Raw genomic sequence first — 24,802 nt, 5'->3', positions numbered from 1 at the left:
AAATTTAACAGCCCTTAATTTTATTATTTTGCAAATGCTCCTAATATCCATGAACCCTGTGATTGCATTTGAGATACAGATTGCTCCATAGCTGAGAATTTCTGCCAGTAATATGCTTCTTTTCTTTGAAGTTGATCTACAAGCGAAACCATTCTTTTTGCTATATCTCTCATTTCAAGTCCAATAGTGCCTGTGGTTCCAGAAATTTGATCTATAGTTCCACCAAACTTTGTTGTATCCCATACATAATCCTTAAACTGTATTGCTATCCCTTTATTATTATCATCTTCATATGCAAACAATTTCCATACTTCTTCTGCATTATCCTGTATAGCAGCCTTTAATTTATCCTCATCAATTGAAAGAACACCTTTCATTGTATTTTCATACGTCCCACCAGCATCACCAGAAGATATTCCTATATCATATAAAGAACTATATTTTCCTTTTACATCAGAAGTCCAATCAACAACTCCATATGCAATATCTCTTAATTTATAAAAGATATCTCTTAGATTTTGATCATCTTTTAAAACACCTTTCATTTTATCTTCTTCGCTTAATTCTTTCCCTCTTTCTGGTTTTACTGGCTCTTCATTTAATTTTTCATACACATAACCAATTACTTCATTGTATTTATCTACAAATTCTTTTATTTTATCATATGTAGCATCTGCATCCTGTGTAACCTGAACATTTACCCAATCTGTAGATGTTGATTTCAAATCAATGGTAACATTATTATATTCAACTGTATTACCCCATGTTGTTTTTGTAAGATCAGCTACACCATCGCCATCTATATCTATTTCAACATTTGCAGCAGTACCAGGAGTTACTTTTCCCATATAATTTCCTGTTGCATCTACCCAGGACAAATCATCTAAAACATTAGTTTTATTATTTCCATCTGCATCTCCATCCTCTATTGTAATAGACTGTGGACCGCCTTCTTTATTTCTTATCATTAATTTATCTTCATTCTCATCATACCATGCAATAACCCCTGCATTTGAAGCATTTATTCTTGAAATTAAACTTCCTATTGTATCATCTGCACTTACTGTAATTTCTGTTCCGTTTATTCTGATTATTCCAGAAGTTACATCAGAACTTATATCTGACAATGTTGTTCCGGTATTTACTGCACCTGCATGTACAGTACTTTCAATATAACCAGCACTTCCGCCACTGCCAGCAACATAATCAGCACCCTCAAGATTGAATACTTCTGTAAAATTACTTGTATCAGAAGCATCGCCCAATAAAATATTTGCAACGGAACCTTCCTGTCCGGCCTTTTCATGTATTTTTAATTTCCCATCAACTAATTCAGCTGTAAAATATGTGGAATTTGAATCGATTTTATTTATTATATCCTGTATTGTATCTGTACCTGCAAAATCAATATTTACTGTTTCAAGTGTATTACCATTTGAATCTAAAGCTTTTAATGTAAATGTCCCTGCTACCGGTGTTGTCCTTCCAGTTAATTTATAATATTGCGTATTTAAATCAGGTACATCACCTAAAGTATTATCCGGAGTTAAAATTGTTGATGAGGATAATGAATTAACCTTAACTTTGAAACTTGAATTTGTGGCTGAAGTTGCAGCTGTGGCACTTAATACATTTTCATCACTTACACTTACACTTTTTGGAATAAGTTTGCTCTTTAATTTAAAAGTTGCAAGGAAATCCCAGAAGTCACTTAATTTTTCATCTAATTCCTTCCACGCCTTTTGCTTTAATTTTAAATTTTCATAATCATTTTGAAGCCTTTCTAACGGCTTTCTTTCAACTTCCATTAATTTATCTATCATACTTGCTGTATCAAGACCACTGGCAACACCGCCAAATTGAAATGATCCAAGATAACTATTTTCACTCATTTAAATCACCTCCGCGCTTTAAGCACGTTCATCTAATAATATTCCCTCCAACTTATCAAGCATTTCTGCAATTTTTACTGCAGTTTCCGGAGGAATCTGTCTTATAACCTTTTTGGAATCTTTATCTATTATTTTAACTATAACCATATCAACATCATTGTTTACTTCAAATTTTACTTCACCTTTAAAGATTTCTCTTAATTTATTTAACTTTTCTTCTATCATTTTTGATAAAACTTCCGGATCCTTAATTTCATTGTTCTTCTGTTGATTCTGATTGCCCTGTACTCTTTGATGCTCTTCACCAATGTTATTATTGTTTTTCGATAATCTTCTGCTATTTTCGGCATCTCTTGTTATTGAATCTATAAAACTTCCAAAGTCCCCACTTATTCTGTTTAAGTCTCCCATAAAAACACCCCCACAGAGATTGAATATTTCTTCCCTACCATTTCTATTATCGGCTATTTTTATAATAACATAAGTTATTTTATTAATATTTTGTAATAAAATAGTTAATTGTATCTTGCAGAATAAAATCTTCAACAAAAACTCCAAGGGATACAAATGGTTTGTTAGTACCGTGAAAATCACTTCCAGCAGTTATTAAAAGCCCCAATTTTCTTGCTAAATCAATTAGAAAATTAGTATATTCTGGATCACTGGAATAATGAAATGCCTCTACTCCATCCAATCCATAATCTTTTAATTCATTTAAAAGCGTCTCAACCTGTATTTTTGATAATCTAAGTTTTCTTGGATGAGCTAAAACTGCAATTCCACCTGCTTTTTTTATAGCCTTTATGGTTTTTTTGGGAGAAAATTTAAATCGTTCAACATAGCATTTTTTTCCTCTTGTGAGATATGTATTAATTATCTGACTTACCGATGTTCCATAGCCTTTTTTTAATAGCATACGTGCAATATGGGGACGACCTATTGTATGAAGAGAAACTCCTTCAAGATCTTCAATATCAATATTAAAACCTTCTTCTTTCAGCAGTTCTATCATTAACCTGTTTCTTTCTATTCTTTTTTCAAATATTGTGTTTAGTATATTTAACAAATAATCATTATTTATATCTATATTGTATCCAAGAATATCCATTAATGTAGGAAATTCTGCATTTATTTCAACACCTGGTATATAATTGAGATTGAGTTGCTTTGAATACTCAATTGCTTCCGGTTGAGCGTTTATTGTATCGTGATCAGTAATGGAAAAATATTTTAATCCAAGATTTTTGGCTTTTTTTATTAAAGATTTTGGAGAACATGTACCATCAGAATATGTGCTATGACAGTGTAGATCCAGTAACATCGCTAATCTCCTCTCGATATAACAACTTTATTTTTTCCAGTATTCTTAGCCTTATACAATGCATCATCTGCATTTTTTATAAGATGTTTTGCTTTTGGTTCTTTCATTATGTTTTCTATAGATGAAACTCCAAAACTGCATGTAATATCAAGACCTGTTACATCTAATAAATCTCTATTTACCTCTATTCTTAATCTTTCTGCTATTTTTCCGGCTGCATTTAAACTGGTATTTGGAAGAATAACTATAAACTCTTCTCCACCATATCTACATACTATATCAAAGTCCCTTAAATTATTTTTCAGACTTCTTACAAGTTCTATTAATACTTCATCACCTTTTTGATGCCCGTATGTATCGTTTATTCTTTTGAAATTATCAATATCAAGCATTATGATGGAGAATGTAAATTTGTATCTTTCATTTAATCCTATTAATTCATTTAATTTATTTTCAAGATATCTTCTTGAAAATGCAGATGTTAATGGATCAACTATACTGTTTTCATAATGTACTATTTTATCAAGTATAGAAGTTAACAATTGCTCAATTATAATTAATGAATCAAGTATATAATTAGCTTCACTTTTTTCTAATTCTATATTTTTATTGGCAAAATATATATAATAGGTAAAATCTTTATATTCAGCTTTAAATGAGACAGTCAATGGATTTAATAAAAATATATCGTTTTTATACATAACAGGTTCTCTTGCATTAAATGCATATTCAACGTCATATAAATCTGTTTTTAATTTTAAAAATACAGTATCTACAGGAAAATTATTCTTTAAAAAGTTCCCTATTTTATTTATTACGTATTTCGGAGAATTTGATTTTAACAGATTTAAAGAGAGTTCATTTATTTTTTCATAGAAGTTAATTTTATTCTGTAATTTTTCAAATATTTTTCTGTTAGTTTCATCTTCAATTTCAATATCTGAAAAATCAAAGGCAAAACTTGGCATATTAAATTTATTCGTTAAATAATCATTTATTTTATCAAACTTGTTTTTCATAAAGAACATTTCATAGTTCATTTGAGCTGTTCTTAAATATTTCAATGACTTGAGTTTTTTTCTTTTTATATCGTAAAAATATCCCAGACCTTCATAAATTAATGTTAAGGATAATTTTTTCTCTTTTAACTCTTCTTCAAGAGATAATGCCCATTTTTCAAATTCATCTGCAAATGAATAATGCGCAATCTTAGGAGCAAGTATATTTATTAATTCTTCTTTTAAATACAAAAATGGATTATTTTTGAAGAATAGCCAGTGTTTATATACTTTTTCTTCTTCATCTTCTTTTAGAAGATAATAAAAATGCCTATAAAAATCATCTTTTTCAATAAACTCCATTAATTTCTCATCTTTTAATGTATCAAAATCATGTTCATAAAAAGCCTTTAAGATTATTATATTATTAATAACGTTTTCTATTCTTTCTTTTAAATAATAATTTTTATTTAAAACATTCAATGATTTAATAAGTGTATTTAAATTTGAAAAATCTATTCCATATAAATAATATATATTTTTTAATTCATATATTGAAATAAGATTTTCATAATCATTGTTTATTCTTGAATATTCTTCCGCTTTATTAATTAAATAAAAGAAGTCTTTTACATTTCCTTTGTATAATTCAGTATTTGCAATACTTACCAATGTTCTATTATAACTTGAAAAATCCCCTATACTTTTTGAGATTTCAAGCACCTTTTTAAAATAATATTCATTTAAAGGTGAATTTAATACTTCATATAACGAAGCCATATTGCTATATAAAACCTGCAATAATCTATTATATTTAATTTCCTTAGCTATTCTCAATGCATCGTTGAAATAATTTAACGCCAGATCAGGTAAATCTTTCTGCATTTTTAACGCAAGTATATTTAATAATAATCCTTTTAATGTCTGAAATTTCCTTAAATTATGATGTTTTGAAAACACATAGCTTTCAAGATATAAATAATAATCATAAATTTCTTCTCTTTTTAGCTCATCAAATTTAAAATAAAAATAGAAATAAGTATATAGCGCTTTTTTATAATCCGCTATACCTTTTTTGTTAATTAAAAATTCAAAGTGTTCCTTTGCAACATCAGGATTTTTAAACTTAAAGAATATTATATATATATAATTATAAACCTTCGAATTTTTTAATTTGTCAAGATAAACTTCGAGTTCTTGAGAATACTCATTTAAAAAGAATTTCTTTGTTAAATAAAGGGCTATAGCTGAATTTGGTATATCTTCCACTAAATCTTTTAAGCGTTCAAACCATATCTCTATTAAATTTAAATCTTCCCAGTTAAAAATCTTCTTTTTCATTTCTTTTATTATAAGAGCTGCTGCACTCTTATTTTTTCCCATACTAACAAGATGGAATATCTTCTTATCTATGTCCTTTGTTTTACACAACAAATATCCATGTACATTCTCTATTTCTTCCTGAGAAAGCATTTGATGCAATCGTTCTTGATATACCAGATTAAAGAATTTATAATTTTTCCCTTCTACGAGAATAATTCCTTTTTCTATTGCAAAATCTATTACTTCTTTAAAATCTTTGTTCAGAAAATCAGAAAGAGTTTTTAATTCTTCGCTATTAAACATAAATCCCAGAGTAGAAATATATTTTAAGCAATTTATATATTTTTCGGGAATATGTTTTATCTGTTCGAGAATAAAATCATATATCTTCCTGTTTTTTATCTTTTCTATATTAAATACCCATTTTTCATTTTTATATTCCAGAATATTCTGTTCATAAAAGTTTTTTATTATATGGAACATATTCCCCGGTAATCCACGAGAATATGAATATACAATTTCCACAAAATCAGGATTTTCTTTTATAAATTCACTTGATAATATTGTTTTCAAAAATATAGTTGCAATTTCCTTTGAAAACGGTTTAATTTCTAAATATTTTATCTTGTCGTTATCAAAATCAAACTTTTCATGAGAAATTATAAATATAGAAAATGGGAAATCAAATTCTTTTAATATCAAGGTTTTTATAAAATTTTTAAATGTTGTGGATGTACTCTGATAATCATCTATTAATATTATCAGTTTAAAGTCTTCATTCTTACCTTTTAAAGCCTTAAGAAACTCTATAAAATGAAATATATTCATAGAATTTGTCATTGTTTCCGGTAAACCAGGAACAATATCCTTAAAGTTTTTAGCATATATAACTTCATACCCCAATTCTTTGAATTTTGGGGTCAGAAAATTTATAAGTTGTGTTTTTCCAACACGCTGTTTTCCATAGATATAAAAATGTGTATTTCCTTTTAAATTTTCAAGGATAAAATTTCTTTCTTCAACTCTATCCAGAAAATGTGGTATCTTTAATGGATGTATTTTTTTTGAAATATAATAATTGGATAATATAATATAAAAATCATGAACACATTCAAATTTATATTCTTTTATTTCCTTGATAAAGTCTTTAACTGTTTTATTTTTAGATTCCAGAAGATTATATATCTCAAGTGTAGCTTTTTTTAAAATGTCAATTACACCTGCTTCTGCATCTAATTCACTTGTTATAATATATTCATTTTCTTCTTCTGTTTCAAAAAAAGGTAAAATTATTGAGACATTTCCCAATTCATCTATAAATATATCTTCCAGATATATATAATCAACATACCATTTTGTTGCATGAGTAATTCGATCAAATAAATCGTATAATGTATATAAAACCTCAAAAAATTCATTTTCTGTTAGTTTTTTTCTTGTTATTGAAACTTCATTCCAGTAATTAAAATAAATCTCATATGTTCCATTTGTATTTTCTATTTTAACAGGCAGGTCAACACCAAAGTCTTTTAAGGAATATATATCATTATATATCTGATAATATAAAGTATTATCAAAATTATCGCTACTTGTTTTTCTAACGCGATATGTCTTATTTTCTATTATTTTTAAATAATCAATTCCAAAAGCATTTTTATTCAAATAAGTGGTAAGTTCATCCATAATATAATCACCTCAAAAGGTTAAAAAAAGGTTATTTTTTCTATTTCATCTATTAAGTCATACATAAAATCAAAATTAAATCTTTTTAATTCCTTTTTAATACTGAAAAATGCTTCTCTAAATAGATTCTGTGAGTTTCCTGTTTTTATTTCTATTGCACTTTCAAGAAATGCATTAAATAGATCTGCAGCTCTAACATATCTTCCATATTCCTTTTCAAATGGCATAATCATATAATCTTTTAGATTTTTAAATAACTCTTCTGTATCCTTTTCTTTCTTTAACCATTCTTCTATCATTTCATTTTCCACATCTGTAATTATTTCTTCAAGACCTTCTACTTTTTTCTTTGTAGGAGTTATAACATCTCCTGTAAACGCTTCTGGAAAATCATGCAAAATAGATGCAATTATTATTTCATTAAGCAGATTTTCATCTTTCTGATTATCAAGATAATAAAATACAATCGCAGTGGAAACAACCATAAATGTATGCGCAGAAACAGAACTTCTTACATTTCTATGATTTTTGTTCCATCTATACATAGTTGTCATTCGAGTTGATGTCGTTAAAACATAACTGAGTATATTTTCAAGTTCATCAATATATTCAAGGTTTCTTAATTCTTTTATTTTGTTTTCTGTTTCCGTTTTGGGTTCACTAAAATATTCAGGAAACACTCTATAATTCACTTCAATTTCTTTCAATGCAACCATTAAATCTATAAAACTTGAATACTTTTCAAATTTTTCATCATATTCTGATTTAAAAATATCAACCACAATGCCTTCTTTTAGTTCTTTATAACTTTTATCGAGTACTTTATCCCAGATACTTTTATCTTTTTTTAATATTCTTTTCTTTGTATCCAGCGAAACATCGGAGAGTATTATCTTCGGCAATTCCTTATAAAGTTTTGCCTTGATATTTTTTGATATGGATAATTTATACCCATGATTTTGATTTAAGTATTCAAGAGCAATTAATTCAAGCAACAAACTGTGAAAAACATTATCTGCCTCTGTAAATCTCACCAATGCCGGTCTATTATTCCACCTATATATAGTGAATAAATTAGTTAAATCAAATAAACTTTTACCTATTCCCATACTATCACCCACATATATAAGATATTAAATCAAATATTAATATTTCCTGTTTTTCCCCAAGCTTTGCTTTTCTATCCATCTCTTCAAGTTTTATAATGATATCCATAATATCTTTTTTTGTATACAATACGCTATGATTGGCATAAAACTGTGTTTCATTCTTAAACTTTACTCCTAAAAACTTTTTTACGCGCATTTTATTTACACCGGAAATTTGTGATATTTTTTGCACTTCAGGCCAGCTAAATCTTTTTTTAGGCTCTATATTTATTATAACACGATAAAGGTCAAAAAAGTATCTAAAAATATAACTTATAAAAGAAACTATATTAAAATCATGCATCTGTGAAAAATTTTTAGCCATATTTATAACTTCATCACATCTTTTTGTGGATAACATATAAGCAAACTCTTCAAAATTAACATTTACAGCTGCAAATCCTATTTCATTTATAGCTTCTTTCGTTATTATACCTTCAGAATAAATAGATATTTTTTTCATTTCTTCATATAAAATAGTATCTGTATATCCATAAATATCCAGAATGTATTTTATTGTTTCATCATTTTCAAATTTACACTTTAAGTCTTCTGCAAGTTCTTTTATAAATTCAATCCATTTATCTTCTTCCCAGGGTTTTGGTAAATTGCATTCTTTTTTTTCTTCAACTTCCACCTTAACTTTTGATGATGCTGTAATAATAATATTTTCTATACTTTCAGAAGATACCTGAGATAATAATTTTGTAATTTCAGTAAATTCTTTTTTCTTAAATTTATCTATATTATTTATAATTAATACTTTTTTTCCACCGAAAAGGGAATTTGAAAATAAATTATGTTTTAAAATTTCTGCTGCATCCTGCACAGAATTATCTATTTTTACCACTTCTGCATCTTCTATCAAATAATTTTTTATCTCAATACTCTTTTTTATTTCCGAATCTCCATATATTAAAATTCTTCTCATTGTTTTTCATCTCCTAAATATAAAATTACTATATCTGTATCTTCAATTTTTTTTGCTTCTTTTGGATATTGCGAAATAATATATCTACCATTACCTTTTATAACTATCTTCCTACTGTCAACACCTATTGTTTCCAATTCAAATAAAGCTTCATAAAGAGACTTATTAACAAGGTTTGGAATATACCCTTCAACAATCTCAGGTTTATTATTATATTTGAAATTTTCAAGCCTATAAAAAATATTTGTAGCAATAGGAGCTGCAACTTCACCACCATAATACTCGTGTTTTGGATCATCAACAATAGAAACAATTGTATATTTGGGTTTTGATGCTGGATAAAACCCTACAAATAATGAATAATATTTTTCCGAGTATCCTTTTCCCGCTTCAGCTTTCTGTGCGGTTCCTGTCTTTCCGGCGATTAAAACTCCGGGTTTATATGCTTTTCTTGCAGTTCCTTTTACCATTGTATATCTCAACCAATCTTTCATCAAATCCGCCGTTTCAGGTGAAAATATTTGTATATCTTTTCCTTTTTTATTTTCAAGAAAGGTTGGCTTAATATATTTTCCTTCATTAGCAAGTATATTAAATATAGAAACAAGCTGTATTGGAGTTACACCTATTCCCTGCCCAATAGCTATCTGATATGGTGTAATTTTATACCATTTATCCGGCGGCATAAAAACCCCGGAAATCTCTTTTGAAAATTCAACCCCTGTTTTTTCACCCAATCCCATTCTTTTGAGTTTATCATATAACCATTCTTCTGAATAATTCTCAAGTATTTTCTTCATTACCATTGTAACTGCTACATTGGAAGAATAAGCAATTGCATCCTTTACATCAACGCTATTAAAATAATGACCTTCAACTTCAGAAATAGTAAAATTTACATCAGGAACAGGTTTTATTCTCGGCTTTAAATTAAATTTTTGATATGGAGATATAATATTTTCTTCAAGAGCTATTGAATAAATTATTGGTTTCATTGTAGAACCGGGTTCAACATAACCCATAAATGCCATATTATAAGGATAATTAGAAGCAACCGCTCTTATTTTCCCTGTTTTAGTCTCCATTATAATTACAGTTCCACCAACTGCATCCTGTTCTTTTATTGTTTTGGATAATTCTTCATAGGCTATCCTTTGCATTTTTAAATCTATTGTCAATTTAATTTCAGATTTATTTATCATATTATTATTTTTCAAATATGGCTCTATTCCATATTCTGTTTTATTTATTTCACCAATATTCTTTCTCATGCCATATGAAGTATTATATATTCGCTGATACGTCTTATAAATCCTTGAATATTTTAATATTTCAGCTGGAATATATGTTTTTACTTCCAGCATGTCTTCATATTGTCCAAGATCAACAAAATCTCGCTGTAAATCCTTTTCAGAAACATATCTTGAAAGAAGCATCTTCATTTTATCCATTTTTCCTCTTTTTCTAATAGTTTTTAAATCAAGCCACACTTCATAAATAGGTTTATCAATAGCAATAATGCGACCTTTACTATCCAGTAAGGTCGCTGTTTTTTTATTTTTTTCATTAATTACATATGAGCTTTTTGAATTTTCAACATTTAAAAACAAAACATAGGAAATTATAAAAACATACAGAATTATTATAACGAGAAAGGTTAATCGTATACGTGCCACAAGGTTATTCATCCTCCATTACAACAAGAGCCTGTTTATATATTTCTAACTCTGTAGAAACAGTTTGTATCTTGTTTTGATAATCAAGAATCCTTTGATTTAACGCATAAACGTTATTTTTAAGATTTTGAATTTTATTTCCAAAATTCAATGTAGTTGATACAAATAATACAGCCACAATTAATAAAGCTGAAAATGTAACAAAAGCTATAGATATATCCTTTGCCTGCTGTAACGTTCTTTCATTAACAGTTGAAAGATATTTAATTCTCTTTTCCATAAGCTATGGCCCCCTTTCAAATCCTTTCGGCCACCCTCAGTCGAGCACTCCTTGCTCTTGGGTTTTCATTCACCTCTTCTTCAGAAGGTAATATCGGCTTTTTTGTGACTAACTTTAATTTTTCATTATTTCTAAAGAAATTTTTTATTATTTTATCTTCCAATGAATGGAATGATATAACGCAAATTCGACCACCTGGATTAAGAAAATCAGGAAATTTTTCAAGTGCTGTTCTGATATTATCAAATTCCTTATTTGTTTCAATTCTGATTGCCTGAAATGTTTTAGTTGCAAAATGCCTTCTTTTATTATAAACAATCTTTGCTGGCAAAGCCTTTCTAATTGCTTCTACAAGCTCAAAAGTTGTGTTTATTGGTCTCGAATTAACAATGCTTCTGGCAATTCTTCGTGCAAACTTAAATTCTTCCCCATACTCAAAAATTATTTTCGAAAGCTGTTCTTCAGGATATTCATTTACAACATTCCATGCATTAAAATCAGAGTCAGGATCCATTCTCATATCAAGCGGTTCATCTTTTCTAAATGTAAAACCCCGATTTTCACCTTTTAACTGAAACGTTGAAACACCTAAATCCATTAAAAAACCATCGACTTTTGGAATCCCCAATCCGTGAAGGACAATATCTATATCTTTATATGACGCTTTAAAAAATTCTATATTATTTGTAATTTCTTTAAGTCGTGTTTCAGCAATTTCTAGAACTTCATAATCTACATCAACACCTATTATTTTCGCTTTTCCATTTGTTTTTTCATAAATAGCTTTAATATGTCCTCCTTCACCCGCCGTACAGTCTACATATATACCATCGTCTTTAGTTACTAAAAACTTTAGTACTTCTTCTACCATTACACTTTTATGATAATCTTCATATTTTCTCATCTCTTCTCTCCCTTTCAAATCCTTTTATGCTCAAAAAGCTATAGTATACTTGATTATAACGTAAAATCGAAATAAAGTCAATTATATAACATCGAAAAATCAAAGTTTGTTCTTATTATAATAAAAGTCAATTATTTGCGTTTATTTCAGAATTATCATTAATTATCTCATTATTTCTTTATGTAATAACAGATATTACCGCTTTTTTCATTTATATTAATTGATATAATTTTTATATAAAAATTTAATTATAGGAGGGTTTTTATGAGAAAAAAAGCATTTTTAATCATTTCATTACTTATCTCTGTTTTTATTTTTGCTACATTTCCTTCTTATTCTCAGGGAAAAAGTGCTGAAGACTTCAATGCAAAAACAGTATTAATTATCCATTATCATCGTTTTGATAATAATTACAACGGATGGAATTTATGGATATGGCCACATAAACCACAATCACTTGAGGGACACGCCTATCAATTTACAGGAAAAGATGATTTTGGTCCATATGCAATTATAACTTTTGATGAAAAATATACAGAACTTGGATATATCATAAGATTAAATGAATGGCAGGCAAAAGATGTTGCAAAAGACAGATTTGTTAAAATTCCAGAATCTGGAATTGCCGAAATCTGGGTTGTTACCAGTGTAGAAGAACCGTATTTGAAAGCTTCTGACGTTGATATACGCCCAAGAGTATTAAGCGCTATAATGGATTCTTCAACTGAAATCAAAAGTGTATTAACCACTCCTTTTGATATAAAAAATTGGAAAGGGAAAATAAATGTAATTTCAAATAGAAAATCACTTGAAATAAAAAATGTTGAAAAATTGGATCCTACTGATATTTCAAAAACCAATAAAATAAAGATTATTTTGAAAAATCCTTTTAAAGAAGTAGATTCAAATATAGAAGTAAATATAAATGGATACGTTGGGAAAAATGTAATAATGAGAAATATATTAAATGATTTTTATTATGATGGAAATGATTTAGGAGTTACCTATACTCATGAAAAATCTGTATTTAAAGTCTGGTCTCCAGTTTCAAAAAGCGCTGAATTATTATTATATAAAAAGTATAATTCAAACACTCCTGATGAAAGATATAAAATGAAGAAAGACAAAAACGGAGTATGGAGCATCTCAATTAATAAAGATTTACAAGGCTGGTTCTATAAATATAGATTCTATTCATACGGAAAATATAGAGAAACTGTAGATCCTTATTCAAAAGCTGTTTCAATTAATTCTGAAAAGTCAGCAATAATCGATTTAAATGAAACTAATCCAGATAATTGGAATAAAGACATTAAACCTCCATTTGTAAACCCCGAAGATGCAATAGTATACGAAATACATGTAAAAGATTTTACAATCAATGAAAATTCAGGTATCTCCGAAAAGCTAAGAGGCAAATACCTTGGACTTGTAGAAGAAAATACTAAAGGTCCCGATGGAGTAAAAACAGGTTTATCTCATTTAAAAGAATTAGGAATAACTCATGTCCATATTATGCCAATTCAGGATATATACTTTATCGATGAAACGAAATTCAGCGAACAATACGGTTGGGGATATGATCCAAAATTATATAACGTTCCTGACGGCTTTTATTCAGTAAATCCATTTGATCCAAAATCAAGAATATATGAAGTAAAGGAAATGGTTAAAAAATTCCATGAAAACGGTATAAGGGTTGTTCTTGATGTTGTATATAATCACACAGCAGTTGTAGGAGAAGGTTCTGCATTTGATCAAACTGTTCCTTACTATTATTATAGAACAGATGACATGGGACATTATACAAATGGATCAGGTGTTGGAAATGAAATTGCAACAGAAAGACCTATGGTCAGAAAATTCATTGTAGACTCAGTAAAATACTGGGCAAAAGAGTATCATATTGACGGTTTCAGATTTGATTTAATGGGATTAATAGATAAAAAAACTATGGCTAAAATTTCTGAAGAATTACATAAAATAGATCCTGATATTTTATTATATGGTGAACCATGGACAGGAGGAGGAAAATTATTATTTGGAAAAGGAGATCAAAAAAATCTTCATATAGCAGTATTCAACGATGACATAAGAAATGCTATTAGGGGTAGTGTTTTTGATGCAAAGAAAAAAGGTTTTGGATTAGGTTCTCTTGGAAAGGAAACAAAAATCAAAAGAGGTGTTGTAGGCTCTATAACTTATGATTCAAGAATTAGATTATGGGCTGCAGATCCAGAAGAAACAATAAATTATGTTTCAAACCATGATAATCACACATTATGGGATAAAAATGCAATTGCACTTGGATATGAGCCATGGAAGGAAAAAGTTCCTGAAAACATTGAAGAAAAACTTAAAAAATCACAGAAATTTTCAAATGCGATAATCTTAACTTCACAGGGAATTGCATTTTTACATGGCGGTGTTGATTTTGCAAGAACAAAAATGGGCGAACACAATCCTTATAACAAACAATTACCAAATGAATTTGACTGGTCACGCAAAGCAAAATATTATGATATTTTTGAATATTACAAAGGATTAATTCAATTGAGAAAAGAACATCCCGCATTTAGAATGACCAATGCAGAAATGATTAAACAACACCTTGAATTTTTAAAAACTCCAAAAAAGAGAATGGTTGCATTTATCTTAAAAAACAATGCAAATGGAGATAAATGGAAAAATATACTTGTAATCTACAACGCTAATTCTTCAAAGGTATCTTTTAATTTACCTGAAGGAAAATGGAATATAGTTGTAAACGGAGAAAAGGCTGGAACAGAAATAATCAATACCTCAGAAACCAAAATCACCTTAGAACCTTTATCAACATATGTTTTATATCAACAATAAAAAAATGGCAGGTCTAAAAACCTGCCATTTTTATTGTTTAATATATGTATTTTAATCTATAATAATTTTCACCACTTACGACATATAAGGTATCGTCTTTATTTAATTTATATGGATTCTCATTTACTTTAACTTCTGTTTCTAATAGTTCACTAATTTTTTTTGCACATTCTGCATCTCTTACGTGACTTTCAAAACCTTCTTTTATCCCGTGTTTTAATTCTTCAAGAGAAATTCTTTCAACTCTTAAATCTTCCACGGGTTTTACTAATATCAAATCTAAATCAACCCTATCAGCAACGTATTTAGCCATATATATCCCTCCCTGATTAATTTTGACATATATATTATACCACATTTTAATGAAAATGAAAAATTAAATTAAAAAAAGATTTCTAAGCTTTTTTCTTCAGGAGCGCTACTGATTCAAGATGTTTAGTGTGAGGGAACATATCTACAAAAACAAAATTTTCAATTTCATACAATTCTTTAAGCATAATCATATCCCTTACAAAGTTTTTGGGATTACATGAAACATATACGATATTTTCAAATTTATTGTCTAAAAGGAATTTAATAACATTTTTATGCAATCCTGCCCTTGGTGGGTCAACAACTATACTATCAAATTTAATATCCAATTCCTTTACTACATCCTTTGCATCTCCAAGATAAAATTCAACATTTTCAACATTATTATTTTTCGCATTTTCCCATGCTGCATCAACAGCCTCTTTTATTATTTCCACGCCAACAACCTTTTTTAATGTTTTTGCCATTAACAATGTAATTGTTCCTGCACCACAATAAAGGTCTAATCCTGTTTCTGCAGTTTTGTTTAAATATTCCAGAACTTTTGAATATAACACTTCAGATCCCAATGTATTTGTTTGCAAGAAAGAAAAAGGACCTATTTTAAAGGTTAAATCAAGTACTTTTTCCTCAAAATAATCCTTTCCATAAAGTTTTCTTACTTCATCAGGTCTGACTACCGTTGATTTTGCATCTGTAATGGTATGATATATACTTACTATATTTCCTTCAAGTTCTATTTTTCTTACTTCTTCAGCCCATTTTTCAACATATGAATGAAAATCTTCTGAAGATGTTGCAATATTTAAAAGAATCTCATTGGTTTTAAATCCTTTTCTCATAACAAGATGTCTTAAATAACCAGTATGTTTTCTATAATTTCTAAATGGTATATCCTTAAAAAACTCTTCTGAAAATTCTATTATTTTCCCAAAGTCTTTTGGGGCTATTTTACAGTCTTTAGCAGAATAAACATCATAAAATCTCCCTTTACCTCTTAAACCTATTGTAAGGGGACCGTCTTTATATTCATTACCAAATGAATATTCCATTTTGTTTCTGTAATGATATTTAATAGGTGAAGTAATTACACCTTCATAATTTTTTATTTCCATTTTGCTTTCATTGAAAAGTTCTAAAATCTCTTCTGTTTTTTTCTTCAATTGCTCATTATAATCTATATCTAAATAAGTACATCCTCCACATTTACCAAATGCATTACATATATTTTCCATCAATAAACCTCCACTTTATTTTTGTAATTCTTTTAATTTGTTTAAAACATCTTCCACATGCCCTTTTACTCTAACCTTTTCCCAGACATGTGCAATTTTTCCTTCAGGATCTACTAAAACTGTTGTTCTTACAACACCATAATATTCCCTGCCATACATCTTTTTCAATTGCCACACACCAAAATCTTCTAAAACCTTTTTTTCTTCATCACTTAATAACTTAACCTTTAGATTATGCTTTGTTTTGAATTTTTGATGTTTATCTATACCATCAGGACTTATACCAACAATTTCTGCATTTAATTTCTTGAATTCATCAAGCATTTCTGTAAAATCTATTGCTTCTGTTGTACAGCCTTTTGTATTGTCTTTTGGATAAAAATACACAACAACCCATTTTCCTCTGTAATCGTTTAATTTAAATTCCTTTCCTTCATCATCCAATAATGTAAAATCAACAACATCACCTACATTGTATTTTAAATATTTCATGAAATCCCCCCTTTAAATTTTTACATGTTGATTTTTTGAAAATGTGCAATTAAGTTATATATATCAGAAAACCTCATAAAAAGATTCACTCATGCAGCTTGATTGCTAATCCTCAAAAATTACTCGTTCTTGGGGGTCGTTGCAGACTCACATCCATGTTCGTCTTCACTCAAAATCACATCCATGTGATTTTGACCCCCGCCACTCGCAATTTTTTCGGGCAATCTTCGAGCATTCGTTCATCTTTTTATTCGGTTTTCTTCTCTGAATTAATAATTTTTTTGTTTACAGATATTTTTAATTTTATTTTGCCTTTAAGTACATGGTTAGGTTCATAATGTCTGATGGTGTGATGCCCGGTATCCTCATTGCCTGGCCTACAGATTTAGGCCTTACCCTGGATAATTTCTCAACAGCTTCATATGCAAGGTTTGGCACCTTTGAAAAGTCTATATTCTCAGGTATTTTTTCCTTTTCCAACCTCTTCATTTTTTCCACATCTTCCATCATTCTCTTTATATATCCACCATATTTTATTGCAATCTCAACCTGTTCAAGTAATTCTTTGTCTTTTATTGGCTGTGGATCAAATTCCATAACATCTGTATATAATACCTGCGGTCTTTTGAGAATATCGTATAAACTCATTCCCATTTTTATAGCTGATGTTCCTTTTGAAACAAGAATATCGTTTATTGCATTATTTGGTTTTACTTTTATATTTTTCAATCTTTCAATTTCTTCATCAATATTCCTTTCTAATTTCAATACCTTTTCATAGAATTCCTTTGGAATAAGACCGTACTTATATCCATACTTCGCCAATCTCAAATGTGCATTGTCATGTCTTAATAAAAGCCTGTATTCAGCACGTGAAGTAAGTAATCTATATGGCTCATTTGTTCCTTTGATTATCAAATCATCAATTAAAACTCCTATATAGGATTCGGCACGTGAAATAATAAACGGTTCTTCACCTCTTAATTTAAGCGCAGCATTTATACCTGCAATTAAGCCCTGCCCTGCAGCTTCTTCATATCCACTGGTTCCGTTAATCTGCCCGGCAAAATATAACCCTTCAATAATCTTTGATTCAAGCGTATGTTGAAGTTGATCTGGATATGCAAAATCATATTCAACAGCATATGCAGGTCTTACAATTATTGCATTTTCCAAACCAGGTACACTTCTCACCATTTGTATCTGAGCTTCATAAGGTAAAGAGGTACTTAAACCATTTATATAATATTCCTGTGTATTTCTTCCTTCCGGTTCTACAAATAATTGATGTGAATCCTTATTAAATTTTACAACCTTATCTTCAATTGATGGACAATAACGTGGCCCTATACTTTCAATTAATTTTACTTCACCATATAATGGAGAGAACATCAGATATTTTTTTATGATATCATGTGTTTCTTTTGTAGTTCTTGTAAGCCAGCATGGAAAATCTTTTTCAAGAACCTTCGGTTCACTGAAATATGAAAATGCCAATGGTTCGTCAGCAGTATCCTGTCTTTCCATTTTTTCAAAATTAATACTTTCTTTTAAAACTCTTGCTGGAGTTCCTGTTTTAAACCTACCGAGTTTTATGCCATGCTTTTTCAATGATTCGCTTAATCCATTAGCAGGAAAATCTCCCATTCTTCCTGATTCAAAAACACTTCTTCCAACAAAGATTTTCCCTCTTAAAAATGTCCCTGTTGTTAAAATTACAGCTTTTGCTTCGTACTTTGCGCCGAGTTCAGTTACAACACCTTTTATCTTTCCATTTTCCACAACCAATTCTTTTACAAGACCATATCTTAATAATAGATTAGGTGTTGTGTGAAGTATATTTTTCATTCTCTGTGAATAGTCATATTTATCTATCTGCGCTCTTAATGCTCTTACAGCAGGTCCTTTTTTGGTATTTAACATTCTGATATTAATCATACTCTGGTCAGTTACCTGCGCCTGTAATCCACCAAGCACATCTATTTCTCTTGTAACTATACCTTTAGCTGGACCACCAATTGCTGGATTACATGGTGCCCAACCAACATTATCAAGATTTATTGTTAGCAATAACGTTTTCATTCCCATTTTAGCGGAAATATATGCAGCCTCTATTCCAGCATGTCCGCCACCAACAACAATAACATCATAAATCAGGTCATCTTCAAACTTTCTCACAAAAGGTCCCTCCACTCTATAATTTTATTTTTAATCAATACCTATAAATTATCGTCAAAATAAATCTTCCATTTATATTTTTTAGCCAGATGTGCTCCATATACAAATCCACCTATATGAGCCCACCATGCTACTCCCGAACCATAATAAGGCCCTATTAGCGATAATACACCATTAAATATCTGGGACATAAACCAAATTCCAATAAATATAAATGCAGGAATATCTATAAAAAACGGAAATACAATTATTATGAATAACGTCTGTATTTTTGCAAATGGGAATAATACAAAATACAATCCTATTATTCCTGCAATTGCACCTGATGCACCTATGGTAACCACAGGAGAAGTTATATTAAAAATATAATGTGTAAATGCTGCTATATAACCACTTATAATATATACCATTAGAAATTTAAAATGTCCCAATGTATCTTCCACATTATCCCCAAATAACCACAACGACCACATATTTCCCAAAATATGCAAAAAACTTCCATGCAAAAACATACTTGTGAAAATCGAAAATAGGTTTAATATTATATATTGAATATTTCCTGTTACTATTCCTTTTGTTAATTCCCCAGGAATAAAACCATAATAGTTTATGAAATGCTCTCTTATTCCAGAAGGTAATGATAACTCTACAAAAAACACTATGGTATTTATGATAATCAAAGTTATAGTAACTACCGGGATTCTTTTACTGGGATTTATATCTCTTAGTGGAAACATTTTATTCTCCTTTCGTCATATCAGATTAATTTATTTTATTTCATTTACTTAATGATGTTTATTATAGGAAAAAGACTAATGCAAAAAGCATTAGTCTATATATTCTGAAGCGTATTTTTTACTTTTAATAATGCCAATAATATCAATCTCGTAGATTACAAAATATAATATAAAACTCAACGCTATTCCATAAATTATATCTATAATTGAATGCTGTTTAATCATAACCGTTGAAGCAATTATTAAAGACATTATTATAAAAGAAACGCTTCTCATTATCTTATTATCTTTAAATTCATTGCTTTTTATTATACTAAAATGCACTGCCAATGAATCCAGAACATGGATGCTTGGAGCTGTATTAGTTGGTGTATCATTTAGATAAATATTCTTTATTAAATTTGAAAAAAAATCATTTGATTGAATTACAGGTCTTAAATTTTGACCATTGGGATATATCATATAGATAAAATAACATGCTGTCATTCCCACAAACATAAAAGAAATCAATCTATAATAATCTTCTTTTGATTTAAAACCAAAATAAATTATTGCCATAAGTATATAGATATACCAGAATAAATAAGGAACTACCATTTCTTTAACAAAAGGAATATAATAATCTATTTTAGAGGATATTACATACTTTGGAACAGCATTTATTGTTTCTGTATATTTATACAAATGATAAATAACTATATAATATAATAAAAATAAGAAATGACCATATTTTCTTAGTTTATCTAGCAATGTGGTAATCCCTCCCATAACAGAAATTATAAAAATTTATTCATATATAAAAAAACTGCAATTTTTATTATACAACATTTTCTTTTCATTTCGTAATAATGTTTGTGAAAATTTATTTTTCACATATATTTAAACAAGCTTCTCAATAGAAATTCCATTAATAACAACAAATTTCATCTTATCTTCTGAAAAATTTTAAAAGATAATGATATACTATAATTGAAGAGATTTTAAAAATAGGGAGTTGATAATATGAATTTTATAGAATATATTTTCATTTTACCAGAAAATCAGGAGGAAGATGTAGAAACTTTCCTTGCAATTAATGAATTTCAAAATTACTATATAGACAAACCAACAAAAGGTCAGGAAGCTATAAAACTATATATAAATCCCAATTATCCAGAACAAGAAGTTTTAAACTTTTTTGAAGATAGATTTGAGCTCATTTCCAAAAAAGAAATTTCAGAGCAGGAATGGCTTAAACCCTGGGTTGAATCCTTAAAACCATTTGAATTTTTGGAAAATATCTGGATTTTACCTGATCCGGAAAAATCTGAAGGTGTTCCCAAAAATGCAAAAATAATAAAAATTATTCCCGGAACAGCTTTTGGAACCGGATTGCATCCTACAACAAAGCTAGCTGCAAAAAATTTACTAAAGGTTATAGGTGAAGGTGCAGAAGTATTGGATGTTGGCACAGGAACTGGAATATTGTCTATCATCGCATATTTATTTAACGCAAAAAACATTGTAGCACTTGATTACGATATTCTTGCTGTAGAAAAGGCTATAGAAACATTTAATTTAAACGGAATAGAAAATATAACAGTTAAGCAATCTGATTTACTTTCAAATATAGACAATTCCGAAAAATTCGATATTATAATTGCCAATATAGTTGTTCCAATTTTATTGAGATTATTAGATGACGAAAAGCTCGACAATATTTTAAATGACAATGGTTATTTAATTCTTTCTGGAATTAATGCAGAACGCGAGAATGAAATTCTTTCAAAAATAACAGAACACGAATATAATATAATTTCAAGAGAGGAAGATGCTGGATGGATATCAATTCTCCTACAGAAAAGGATTTAAATATAATAGAAAAACAGATAAACAGGAAACCTCATAAGGTTATTGACATACCTAAACGCTGTTCTTATGGTTATCCTATAGTTATAAAAAGTTATCCTGTTAAGGATAATGAACCATTTCCAACATTATACTGGCTTACATGTCCTCATTTAATTAAAGCTGTAGGAAAACTTGAATCGCTTGGTAAAATCAAAAAATGGGAAGAAGAATTAAAAAATAACGAAGAATTATTAAATTCTTATCTTAATGCCCATAAAGAAGAACAGGAAGAAAGACTCAAAATCCTGGATAATAACACAGAAGAATGGATTAAAAATGCTTTAAAAAAGGTAGGAATAGGTGGCATTAGAAATTTTGAAACGATAAAATGTTTACATCTGCATCTTGCATCGTATTTAGGAGGAACACCAAATCCAATTGGCGAAAGGGTGTGGCGTGAAATTGAAAAAGAGGCGGAATGTCCGAACTGCATCTGTTGTTTATTATAGGGATTTTAGAACACATTTTGTAATCTTCATATTGATTTTATTTGGAATATTATCTATAGTTAGAAATATTCTATTAAATGACTATACAGCTGCTATGAATATTGGCATGAAATTCTTTGCCTTATTAGTAGCAAGATTTGGTTTGTATATAACTTCACCTATGACAGATTTTTCCATTTATACCTTTAGTATATTAAATCTATTTAATATCAACACATTATATCTTGGAGATATATCCTTTTTTATGGCTTTTGCATTTACACTTCATGACATGCTAAGGGCAAGAAGATATATATTCACAGATTCGTTGACTGGACTTCTTAATAGGCGTTATTTTGTTGAAATTGTTCCAAAGGTTGTTAAATTAAAGGAATATATTGGAAAAGACTTTGGAATTATTGTTATTGACGTCAATAATTTTAAACCTGTAAACGATAAGTTTGGCCATAAAACAGGAGATTATGTCCTGAAAAAAATTGGTGAAATAATCGCTTCTTCTGTGAGAAAAAGCGATTTACCAATTAGATACGGCGGCGATGAATTTTTAATAATAGTATCTTCAGATAAAGAAGAAGTTCTTGATGAAATTATTGAAAGAATCAACAAAAAAATAAAAGATACTTTAAAAGCTTCCTTTAATGTATCAGTTGCCGCTGGAAAATACATAAAAACCAAAGACGATAATATTACTTTAGAAGAGATGTTTGAAACTGCTGATAAAAACATGTATATAGACAAAAGAAGGAGCAAAAGAGAAGATGCTCGATAGAAAGGTTTTGAAAGATATACCAAATGAACCTGGAGTATACATATTCAAAAACAAGGATTCAAAACCTATTTATATCGGAAAAGCAAAAAAATTAAAAAACAGGGTTTCATCATATTTCAATCCTTCAAATCAGGAAAAAAATGAAAAGATAAAATTAATTGTTGAAGAAGCCGAATTTCTCGATTATATTGTAGTTAGAAATGAAGATGAAGCCTTGATTTTAGAATCAAATTTAATATTCAACCATAAACCTAAATATAATATCTTATTAAAGGATACACGTGTTTATCCTTATATTGCTATTACAAAAGAGGATTTTCCCCTTATAAAACTGGTTCGTACCAAAAAAGGGGAAAATGCTTTTTTTTATGGACCATATTCAAATGTATCAATGGTCAGGGGGATAATTGAAATAATTCAATGGGTATATAAGGTAAGAACCTGCGAAAGAAATTTAAACAAAAAGTCCAAACCATGCTTTTTATATCATCTTGGAAAATGTTTTGCACCATGTTATGTTGACGTAGATAAAAAAGAGTATAATAAAGCCGTTAGGAAAGTTAAGAAATTCTTAAACGGAGACGTAAAATCAATAAGAAAATATATTGAAGATTCAATGAAACAATATGCCAAAATACTCAATTTTGAAAGAGCTGCCCAATTGCGAGATTTATTATTTAAACTCGATAAGCTTTTCATGCCTATAGGCGTTGAAATAGCCCATAACAAAGATGTTGATATAATAGCCATTGATAATGAATACCCTATTGCCGTTTTAATAATAATAAGGCATGGATATGTGATATCAAAACTGACCTTTACAATAGAAGGAAACATTAACGATTTTCTTCATCAGTATTATATCGTAAGAAAAAATATATTACCCGAAGAAATATGGATTAAAGACCTCAACATAGAAAAAATAGATGAGGACATAAAACATTTCTTTATTTCCAATGGAATTAAAGAACTTTCCAATCTTTCCGAAAAAAGCTCTGAATTACTTGAAATAATTAATAGAAACTTAGAGGAAGAAGTAAAAAAACAAACGGATTTAGGCAATACGTTAAAACAGGCAAAGGAAATTTTATCCCTTAAAAAAATCCCATATAGAATGGAAGGCATTGATATTTCGCATTTACAGGGATTATATACCGTTGCGTCATTAATTACATTTGAAAACGGAAAGCCTAAAAAAGATGATTATAGAAGATACAGATTAGACGAATTCAAAGAACCAAACGATTTTGAGTCAATAAGAACAGTAATTAAAAGAAGATACACAAAACATCCTTTACCTGACTTATTATTTATAGACGGCGGAAAAGGCCAGGTAAATTCCGCAGTTGAAGCGTTAAAAGAAATTGGTTATACACTTGATGACGTTGATGTCGTTGGTATTGCAAAAGAAGATGAAAGAATAGTCTTTCCAGGAGACATTGAAGATTTACATTTGCCCTTAGACCATCCTGTACTAAGAATGCTTATATTCATGAGAGATGAAACACATAGATTTGCCATAACCTTTAATAGAAAACTCAGGGCAAAAAGATTTGAACGTTCAAAATTAGACGATATTCCAGGTATTGGTCCAAAAAGAAAGAAGGCTTTAATAAACCACTTTGGAAGTATTGAAAATATTTCCAAAGCTTCCTGGCAGGAAATAAACAAGGTTATAAACAATGAAAAGGTCGCAAAAAAAATAAAGGAATTCTTCGATTGAGG

At 28.9% G+C, this 24,802-nt stretch carries 20 protein-coding genes; 5 read left to right on the top strand and 15 right to left on the bottom strand.

Annotated elements, in window-relative coordinates; all coding sequences use genetic code 11:
- Positions 1–23: 23 nt before the first annotated feature.
- The 9 genes from fliD to rsmH all read right to left on the bottom strand — a co-directional run bounded on the left by fliD (position 24) and on the right by rsmH (position 12,156).
- Positions 24–1,892, bottom strand: coding sequence for a flagellar filament capping protein FliD (gene fliD, locus XO11_RS09900; RefSeq protein WP_014297459.1), 1,869 nt, complete (start codon positions 1,890–1,892; stop codon positions 24–26).
- An 18-nt stretch (positions 1,893–1,910) separates the two neighbouring features.
- Positions 1,911–2,303: a flagellar protein FlaG gene (locus XO11_RS09895; protein WP_175418563.1), complete on the bottom strand. Its 393-nt coding sequence runs from the start codon at positions 2,301–2,303 to the stop codon at positions 1,911–1,913.
- 82 nt (positions 2,304–2,385) lie between these two features.
- A complete protein-coding gene (locus tag XO11_RS09890; RefSeq protein WP_014297457.1) occupies positions 2,386–3,213 on the bottom strand; it encodes a PHP domain-containing protein in 828 nt (275 codons plus the stop codon).
- Between the two features lie 2 nt (positions 3,214–3,215).
- Positions 3,216–7,217: a diguanylate cyclase gene (locus XO11_RS09885; protein WP_175418562.1), complete on the bottom strand. Its 4,002-nt coding sequence runs from the start codon at positions 7,215–7,217 to the stop codon at positions 3,216–3,218.
- Between the two features lie 20 nt (positions 7,218–7,237).
- Positions 7,238–8,326 carry an HD family hydrolase gene (locus XO11_RS09880; RefSeq protein ID WP_014297455.1) on the bottom strand — a complete coding sequence of 363 codons (1,089 nt, stop codon included), beginning with the start codon at positions 8,324–8,326 and terminating at the stop codon, positions 7,238–7,240.
- Positions 8,327–8,330: 4 nt separating this feature from the next.
- A complete protein-coding gene (locus tag XO11_RS09875) occupies positions 8,331–9,296 on the bottom strand; it encodes a DNA polymerase III subunit delta (RefSeq protein WP_175418561.1) in 966 nt (321 codons plus the stop codon).
- Positions 9,293–10,972, bottom strand: coding sequence for a penicillin-binding transpeptidase domain-containing protein (locus XO11_RS10570; protein WP_014297453.1), 1,680 nt, complete (start codon positions 10,970–10,972; stop codon positions 9,293–9,295). Before XO11_RS10570 ends, XO11_RS09875 begins: the two co-directional genes overlap by 4 nt.
- A 4-nt stretch (positions 10,973–10,976) precedes the next feature.
- The gene (locus XO11_RS09865) at positions 10,977–11,252 is read right to left on the bottom strand and encodes a hypothetical protein (RefSeq protein ID WP_014297452.1); all 276 of its coding nucleotides are present in this window, start codon (positions 11,250–11,252) and stop codon (positions 10,977–10,979) included.
- Positions 11,253–11,268: 16 nt separating this feature from the next.
- Positions 11,269–12,156 (bottom strand): 16S rRNA (cytosine(1402)-N(4))-methyltransferase RsmH, encoded by an 888-nt coding sequence (rsmH, locus tag XO11_RS09860; protein WP_175418560.1) that lies wholly within the window; start codon positions 12,154–12,156, stop codon positions 11,269–11,271.
- A gap of 264 nt (positions 12,157–12,420) precedes the next feature.
- Here rsmH and pulA point away from each other — a divergent pair, with 264 nt between their 5' ends.
- Positions 12,421–15,015, top strand: coding sequence for a type I pullulanase (gene pulA, locus XO11_RS09855; RefSeq protein ID WP_175418559.1), 2,595 nt, complete (start codon positions 12,421–12,423; stop codon positions 15,013–15,015).
- 37 nt (positions 15,016–15,052) lie between these two features.
- Here the strand turns inward: pulA and XO11_RS09850 are convergent, their stop codons facing one another.
- The 6 genes from XO11_RS09850 to XO11_RS09825 form a co-directional block, all read right to left on the bottom strand.
- Entirely contained in the window at positions 15,053–15,328 is a 276-nt protein-coding gene (locus tag XO11_RS09850) for a hypothetical protein (protein ID WP_014297449.1), read from the bottom strand.
- An 82-nt stretch (positions 15,329–15,410) separates the two neighbouring features.
- On the bottom strand, positions 15,411–16,562 hold the full coding sequence (gene rlmD, locus XO11_RS09845; RefSeq protein ID WP_175418558.1) for a 23S rRNA (uracil(1939)-C(5))-methyltransferase RlmD: 1,152 nt from the start codon (positions 16,560–16,562) through the stop codon (positions 15,411–15,413).
- Positions 16,563–16,577: 15 nt separating this feature from the next.
- The gene (gene bcp / locus XO11_RS09840) at positions 16,578–17,054 is read right to left on the bottom strand and encodes a thioredoxin-dependent thiol peroxidase (protein ID WP_014297447.1); all 477 of its coding nucleotides are present in this window, start codon (positions 17,052–17,054) and stop codon (positions 16,578–16,580) included.
- Positions 17,055–17,357: 303 nt separating this feature from the next.
- Positions 17,358–19,232: a tRNA uridine-5-carboxymethylaminomethyl(34) synthesis enzyme MnmG gene (gene mnmG / locus XO11_RS09835; RefSeq protein ID WP_175418557.1), complete on the bottom strand. Its 1,875-nt coding sequence runs from the start codon at positions 19,230–19,232 to the stop codon at positions 17,358–17,360.
- A 41-nt stretch (positions 19,233–19,273) separates the two neighbouring features.
- A complete protein-coding gene (locus tag XO11_RS09830) occupies positions 19,274–19,969 on the bottom strand; it encodes a rhomboid family intramembrane serine protease (RefSeq protein WP_014297445.1) in 696 nt (231 codons plus the stop codon).
- Between the two features lie 90 nt (positions 19,970–20,059).
- Positions 20,060–20,719, bottom strand: coding sequence for a PAP2 superfamily protein (locus tag XO11_RS09825; RefSeq protein WP_014297444.1), 660 nt, complete (start codon positions 20,717–20,719; stop codon positions 20,060–20,062).
- A gap of 252 nt (positions 20,720–20,971) precedes the next feature.
- Between XO11_RS09825 and XO11_RS09820 the strand changes: the two genes are divergently transcribed.
- The 4 genes from XO11_RS09820 to uvrC are packed head-to-tail and all read left to right on the top strand — an operon-like array spanning position 20,972 to position 24,800.
- The gene (locus tag XO11_RS09820; protein ID WP_175418556.1) at positions 20,972–21,820 is read left to right on the top strand and encodes a 50S ribosomal protein L11 methyltransferase; all 849 of its coding nucleotides are present in this window, start codon (positions 20,972–20,974) and stop codon (positions 21,818–21,820) included.
- Entirely contained in the window at positions 21,787–22,308 is a 522-nt protein-coding gene (locus XO11_RS09815; RefSeq protein ID WP_175418555.1) for a DUF501 domain-containing protein, read from the top strand. Before XO11_RS09820 ends, XO11_RS09815 begins: the two co-directional genes overlap by 34 nt.
- The gene (locus XO11_RS09810) at positions 22,262–23,077 is read left to right on the top strand and encodes a GGDEF domain-containing protein (protein ID WP_148265173.1); all 816 of its coding nucleotides are present in this window, start codon (positions 22,262–22,264) and stop codon (positions 23,075–23,077) included. The genes XO11_RS09815 and XO11_RS09810 overlap by 47 nt, the downstream gene beginning before the upstream one ends.
- Positions 23,067–24,800 carry an excinuclease ABC subunit UvrC gene (uvrC, locus tag XO11_RS09805; RefSeq protein WP_014297440.1) on the top strand — a complete coding sequence of 578 codons (1,734 nt, stop codon included), beginning with the start codon at positions 23,067–23,069 and terminating at the stop codon, positions 24,798–24,800. Before XO11_RS09810 ends, uvrC begins: the two co-directional genes overlap by 11 nt.
- The last annotated feature ends 2 nt before the right edge of the window (positions 24,801–24,802 follow it).

It is taken from the genome of Marinitoga sp. 1138 (genome assembly GCF_013363265.1).
In the GTDB taxonomy this organism is placed as follows: Bacteria; Thermotogota; Thermotogae; order Petrotogales; family Petrotogaceae; genus Marinitoga; species Marinitoga piezophila.
This window is presented reverse-complemented; position numbering and strand designations above follow the sequence as displayed.